The organism is Pseudonocardia ammonioxydans, assembly GCF_900115005.1.
Lineage (GTDB): Bacteria > Actinomycetota > Actinomycetes > Mycobacteriales > Pseudonocardiaceae > Pseudonocardia > Pseudonocardia ammonioxydans.
Window position 1 is genome coordinate 1 of the sequence record NZ_FOUY01000104.1, and the last position, 5,371, is coordinate 5,371.

Annotated in this window: 5 protein-coding genes; 4 read left to right on the top strand and 1 reads right to left on the bottom strand. The window is 69.8% G+C overall.

The window, feature by feature from the left end; all coding sequences use genetic code 11:
- The first annotated feature begins 240 nt into the window (after positions 1–240).
- From BM093_RS34000 to BM093_RS34015, 4 genes are all read left to right on the top strand, one after another.
- Positions 241–798: an alpha/beta hydrolase family protein gene (locus tag BM093_RS34000; RefSeq protein WP_245773990.1), complete on the top strand. Its 558-nt coding sequence runs from the start codon at positions 241–243 to the stop codon at positions 796–798.
- A gap of 713 nt (positions 799–1,511) precedes the next feature.
- Positions 1,512–2,468 (top strand): ParA family protein, encoded by a 957-nt coding sequence (locus BM093_RS34005; RefSeq protein ID WP_093357351.1) that lies wholly within the window; start codon positions 1,512–1,514, stop codon positions 2,466–2,468.
- Between the two features lie 188 nt (positions 2,469–2,656).
- The gene (locus BM093_RS34010; RefSeq protein ID WP_143105698.1) at positions 2,657–3,118 is read left to right on the top strand and encodes a hypothetical protein; all 462 of its coding nucleotides are present in this window, start codon (positions 2,657–2,659) and stop codon (positions 3,116–3,118) included.
- Positions 3,119–3,212: 94 nt separating this feature from the next.
- Positions 3,213–3,989, top strand: coding sequence for a hypothetical protein (locus tag BM093_RS34015; protein ID WP_093357344.1), 777 nt, complete (start codon positions 3,213–3,215; stop codon positions 3,987–3,989).
- A gap of 74 nt (positions 3,990–4,063) precedes the next feature.
- Here BM093_RS34015 and BM093_RS36430 read toward each other — a convergent pair.
- Positions 4,064–5,371, bottom strand: a 1,308-nt coding sequence (locus BM093_RS36430) for a hypothetical protein (protein ID WP_093357347.1), incomplete at its 5' end; no start/stop codon positions are given.

Here is a 5,371-nt window from a genome sequence, read left to right on the forward strand (position 1 = left end):
CCTGCTGATCGACCACCGCGGCTCGGTCGGCGACGAGCCCGGCTCGTCGGGCTACGCCCCGATCCCCACGATCCTCGACGCCGGCTACGCCTTCGCCGCGCTCGACGCCGGCGAGGTCGCCCCCGACGACCCCGCAGCTACCGCTCCGGGGTCATCGACGCCTTCTACCCCTCCGGCACCGAGCTACCCGACGACGCCGGGCGTGCCATCAGCGCGTGGGCCTGGGGCGCCAGCCGCGCCATGGACTACCTCCAAGACGATCCCGACATCGACCCGGACAAGGTCGCGGTCATCGGCCACTCCCGCGGCGGGAAGGCCGCGCTGTGGGCCGGAGCCCAGGACACCCGCTTCCCCGTAGTGGTCTCGAACAACTCCGGCTCCACCGGCGCCAAGCTGGCCCGCCGCGACGACAGCGGCGAATCCATCGCGGCCGTCACGGACGCCTTCCCGCACTGGTTCCCACCCACCTACAGCGACTACGCGAGCAACGCGGACGCGCTGCCGGTCGATCAGCACGAACTCCTCGCCCTGGTCGCGCCCGGCCGCGTCGTCGTCGGCAGCGCCACCGACGACGCCAACGCCGACCCCCAGGGCGAGTTCCTGTCCTACCTCGGCGCCGCACCGGTCTACGACCTCTACGGCCTCGGCGACACCGGACTGTCCACATCCAGCTGGCCACCCACCACCGACGAGAGCTTCCGCGGCCCGGCCATGAGCTACCACCTGCGCTCCGGCGGCCACGGCCTCGACGAGGCCGACTGGGAGACCTACCTGACCGGCAAGCTCTTCAACCGCTAGAGCTCCGCTCCGACTCCCGACACTTCAAGCATCTCGCGATGCCGACCGAAGGTGCGATGCAGGTCAAAGGCTTATAAATGATAGGAAGACTAATAGCACTAGCACTCGTGTGCCGAGTTGCAGGGAGCGACGGGGGCGTCATACCACTACCAACTGCACTGCAAGCTGCAAGTGCAAACGCGGTTTCCTTAGCGGTGCGAACCCTCATCCCACATCTCACTTAACTGGCACGTTCGCCTGCCCGGGCGCTAGCCGACTCGGCAGCACAACGTCGGCGCTGTACGCCTGCACGTCTCTAGGTTGGCTTGCAACCTCGTTGCCTCGGCTGCGGGGATACACGGAGTGCTCTACGCACGTATCGCTGTGTGCGCGAGGTTCACGATGCGCCGCACACGGCACGCATGTCCCAACGTGCGGGTACGTCATGGCACGGTCGGGGGAGCAGCGCCACCTACGTATTCGCGTCAGGAGTACTGGGCGCGCGTGTCGGTGCTTGCGCCGCCGCTACATTGCTCCCCAAGATGACCTCCCGCAGATCGGCAGGGCGGCCACGGTGCAGGGGATGAAGCGTCAGCCTCATGCAGCAAACGTGACGTGACGTCTGCCCAACTGCTTCCGGGGGCGTGCCACCGTGCACGCGATGGGCGTCAGCCCGGCGGGGGAGGGAACGACGGCAGACGTGGGGATGGTCCGAAGTGAGCTCGGGAGAGTTGATGGCAAAGCACGCTGAGGAAGTGGAGCGGACAGCCGCGCTGTCTCGAACAATCGCCCTTGTCAACGACAAGGGCGGAGTCGGCAAGACCACCTTGGCCGTCAACCTTGCCGGCCAGCTGTCCGCGGCGGGCTTCTCTTGTCTACTGGTGGACTTGAACCGGCAGGCGAACATCGCCCGCGACCTGGGGTACCGCGACGCCGCCGGCGATGACCACGGCCGCAACCTCTTCGATGCCATCTCCGGCCGCGGCGTCCTGGAACCCGTCCCTGGGGTCCGGCCCGGTCTCGACGTCGCGCCCGGCGGCAATGAGCTCGACGATCTCGTCTCGCACATGGTCGGCCGGATGGGGCGAGAAGGGCTCGATGCCAACCTCGCGCTGGGAAACGCGCTGATGCCACTCGCTCCCAACTACGACTTCGTCATCATCGACTCGCCGCCCGAGGCGACGATCCTCGTGGACCTGTGCCTCTACGCCGCCCGCTGGATCCTCATCCCGACCCGCAGCGACGAAGCCGGGCTCGACGGTATGGCGAGCGTGGCCAAGCGGTTCACCGTTGCCAAGCAGTACAACCCCGGCTTGAGCCTGCTCGGCGCCGTGCTGTTCGGCACCGGCGTTCGGTCCACGAGCATCCACGAGGAGGTCCGCGAGCACATCGCCCAAGCCTTCGGCGGCCAGTCCCCCTTGTTCTCGGCCTTCATCAGATTCAGCGAGAAGACCGCACAGGACGGACGGAGGTTGGGCCGCCTCGCGCACGAGCTGGAAGAGGATCTCGCAGCCCAACCTGCGTGGTGGAAGGTGCTGCGGGAGGGCAAGCGCCCCGGTTCGCGGATCTCAGCGACCGCAGCCTCGGTGGCCGGCGACTACCGAGACCTGGCCCTTGAGGTGCTGACCGTCCTACGCGAGGCCGAGGAGCAGGAGATTGCCGAAGCGGAGACCGTGAAGGGGGCGCAGTAGTGAGTCAGAACCTGAGCGATGCCTTCGGGGCGTCCGCGCGTGGGCTCGTCCGTCCGGGGCAGCGCCCCCACCGAAACGCCCAGCCAACAGCCGCCGAGCCAGCGGAGGAGACCCGTAGCGGGCCGAGCGCGGCCACGCAGGCGCCTCCGGAGCCCCCGCTGTCTACCCCCGCTGCTGAAGAGCCTTCGGTGCGGGCCGAGCCCGACCCGCGCCCCGCCCACGAGGAAGAACAGGGCAACCAGGCCCGCGACGAGCAGGGACCGGCCCCCGCGACCTCGCAGTCGATCGTCTACCTCGCGCCTGCTCTGAGGGATGCGCTTGACTCGGCCCGTAAGCGCGACCGTCGTACGAACGCCGATCTGGTCTTCGATGCGATCGACCGCGCTCAGTATCAGCTCCCGGAGTTGATCAGGCGCCAACAGCGCCTGGATCGCCCGCCGAACAGTCTGTTCTCCGCGCGTCCGAGCCGAACACGCCAGCGCGCGACGACGCCGGCGGAACGCACGGTGCCGTTCTCGTTCCGAGCGACGGCAGACGAGTTGAGCGTCATTGATCGGCTGGTGGAGGAAACCAACGCCAGCTCGAGGAGCTCCCTCGTAGCGGCGGCCGTCGAAGCGACCTTCGGTCGAGGGGCCCGCCGCAAGCGCTGAGATCCTGTCGCGGGCAATCCGGCTGCTCTGTCAGGCTCGGCCTCTACACTGATATGTGCAGTAGTGCCGGTGACCAGCGCAGGAGGTGGGTGTCGTGACCGGGATGGCACGTGTTGGCCGGTACGGGTCCACCCGGGTCGAGCCGGCGTCGCTGTTCGATGTGACCGATCCGGCCGCCGCGCCGCCGCGCGATGCGCATGAGGTGTTGTTCCGGGCGCCGGTGTCGTTGTCGGTGATGCTCGACGGGATGACCGAGGCCGGACTGTCCGACGAGATCGACGCGTGGGGCCGCGCCTACAGCGAGTTGCTGAACCGGCTGCTGCGCGAAGTCCAGGAGTCGTGTGGTTGGGCCGGTGACCCGGAGCGGACATCGATCCTCTCGCCCGCCCGGCTGGAACTCGCCGGCGTGGTCGAGGCTCTGACCCCGGGCTTCGAGCAGGCCCGTTGGCACTGCCACGTCTATGTCGGTGCCATGGCGACCATCCTGGCAACGGGGGAGCGGGCCCCGGTCTCAGCCGAGTTCCTGCGCGAAGGCGTGCACGCGTCAGCTCATGCGTTCCACATGAACGAGCTGCGTGCCCTCGCCGAACAGGCGCTGGACGTTGCTTGGGGGCCGCCCCGCGAGGGCGCCACTGTGCGAGAGATCGTGGATCCGCCGTGGCACGAGTACATCGGAGATGATGACCGCGGCGTTTGCCCCGGCCCCTGGGAGGTCACAGGAACCCGGGTTCTGGCCGACGAGCGTTTCCTGCGGTTGGCTGCCGAGCAAGAGGCGCGACGCCGCGCTCAGCGGGAGGCCGGGCTTGGTCCCGACCAGGAGAAGCTGCGTGCGGCTGGCGCGGCCTACTGGGCCAGCATGGTGAGGGGTTAAGGACTCGGTCCCGCGCCCGTGCGCGAGCGGAGTTGCGGCCTGCCGCGCCGTGGCGCTATGCCTGGGCGAGCTAGTTAGTAGTCGTCGTCGATGTCGTAGCCGTAGTCGTAGTCGACGTCGTGGCCGTGGTCGAGGCCGCGGGTGTGCTGCTGCTGGCCGGGGATGGTGCGTTCGGCTTCAACGTCAAGCTGGTCCCGCTGTGCCCGACCGGTGTAGGCGTCGTGGATCGCGCGCTGCTGCTGGTCGCGGGCCCGCAGCGGCTCGGACCGGGCTCGCTGCAGCTCGCTGTCGCGGGTCGTCTGTCGCATGGTCTCGACGGCCTCCCGTACCCGGCTCGACGACTCACCGGTGCTGGCAGTGACCTCGGCGTCGCCCGTCTCCGGGGTCGCCGCCTCGCCCTGGCCGACGTGGCCCAGGTCGGTGTCGTGCTGTTCGGTGGTAGGCCCGACCGTAGGCTCTGCGGCCGGCGTGGTGGCGGGTTCGGTGGTGTCGGGCAGTTCGAGCTGCTCGCCGCGCTGATGGTCGGGCAGGGTGGTCTCGCGCCAGGCGGGCAGGTTGCGGCGTTCGAGTTCGACGGCGGCGGCCTGGTCGGCTTCGCGCAGCGGCGCGGTCTGTTCCCACCACTGCTGGCGGGCTTCGTACTCCCGTGTGAGGGCGTCGGCCTGTTCGGTGTAGGTCGCGGCGAGTTCCTGGTGGCGCTGCGCGGTGGCGAGCAGCTCGTCGCGGTCGCCCGCGGGCTCGGGGGCGTCGGCTTCGGCGCGGGTCAGCAGGGCGTCGTCGCGGATCTCCGCGGCGAGACGCCGGGTGGCGGCCAGGTCCTCGCCCACGGCGCGGGGGCCGTACTCGTCGGCCCGGTACAGCTCGAGCGCCCAGGCTTCCCGGGCCCGGTAGAGCTCGGTGGTGTCCTTCTGCTGCCAGGCCAGCGCGGTCGGATCGGGGTCGAGGGCCTCGGTGGCCTGGCGCCACAGGTTGTAGGCGAACGGCTGATCGGCCGGGGGCGCCTGGCCGAGGGAGGCCTGGTGGTCGGGGATGCCGCGGTACTCGCGGTAGGCGGCCACGAGCCCGGCACGCCGCTCCCAGTCGGCCCGGTCCTGCGCTGCGTCGGTCGGGTCGGGGACCTCGGGCAGTCGGTCGAGGGCCCACTGTGGGGGCTGGTGCGCGATCTCCGCGCCGAGGGTGTGCTGGCGCTCGAGCGCGACCGCCCCGAGCGCGTGGAGGTAGTCCCGAATCTCCCCGGGGGCGAGTGTGTCGGCCACGGTGGTCCAGTCCGCCTCGGCGACCCCGGTATCTGCGCCCCGTTCGGGTTCGCGCTTCTCGAGCAGCTGGCCGAGGCGCCAGTGCAGCACCTTCGACAGGGCATCGGCGTCGGTGAAGCTGCGCAT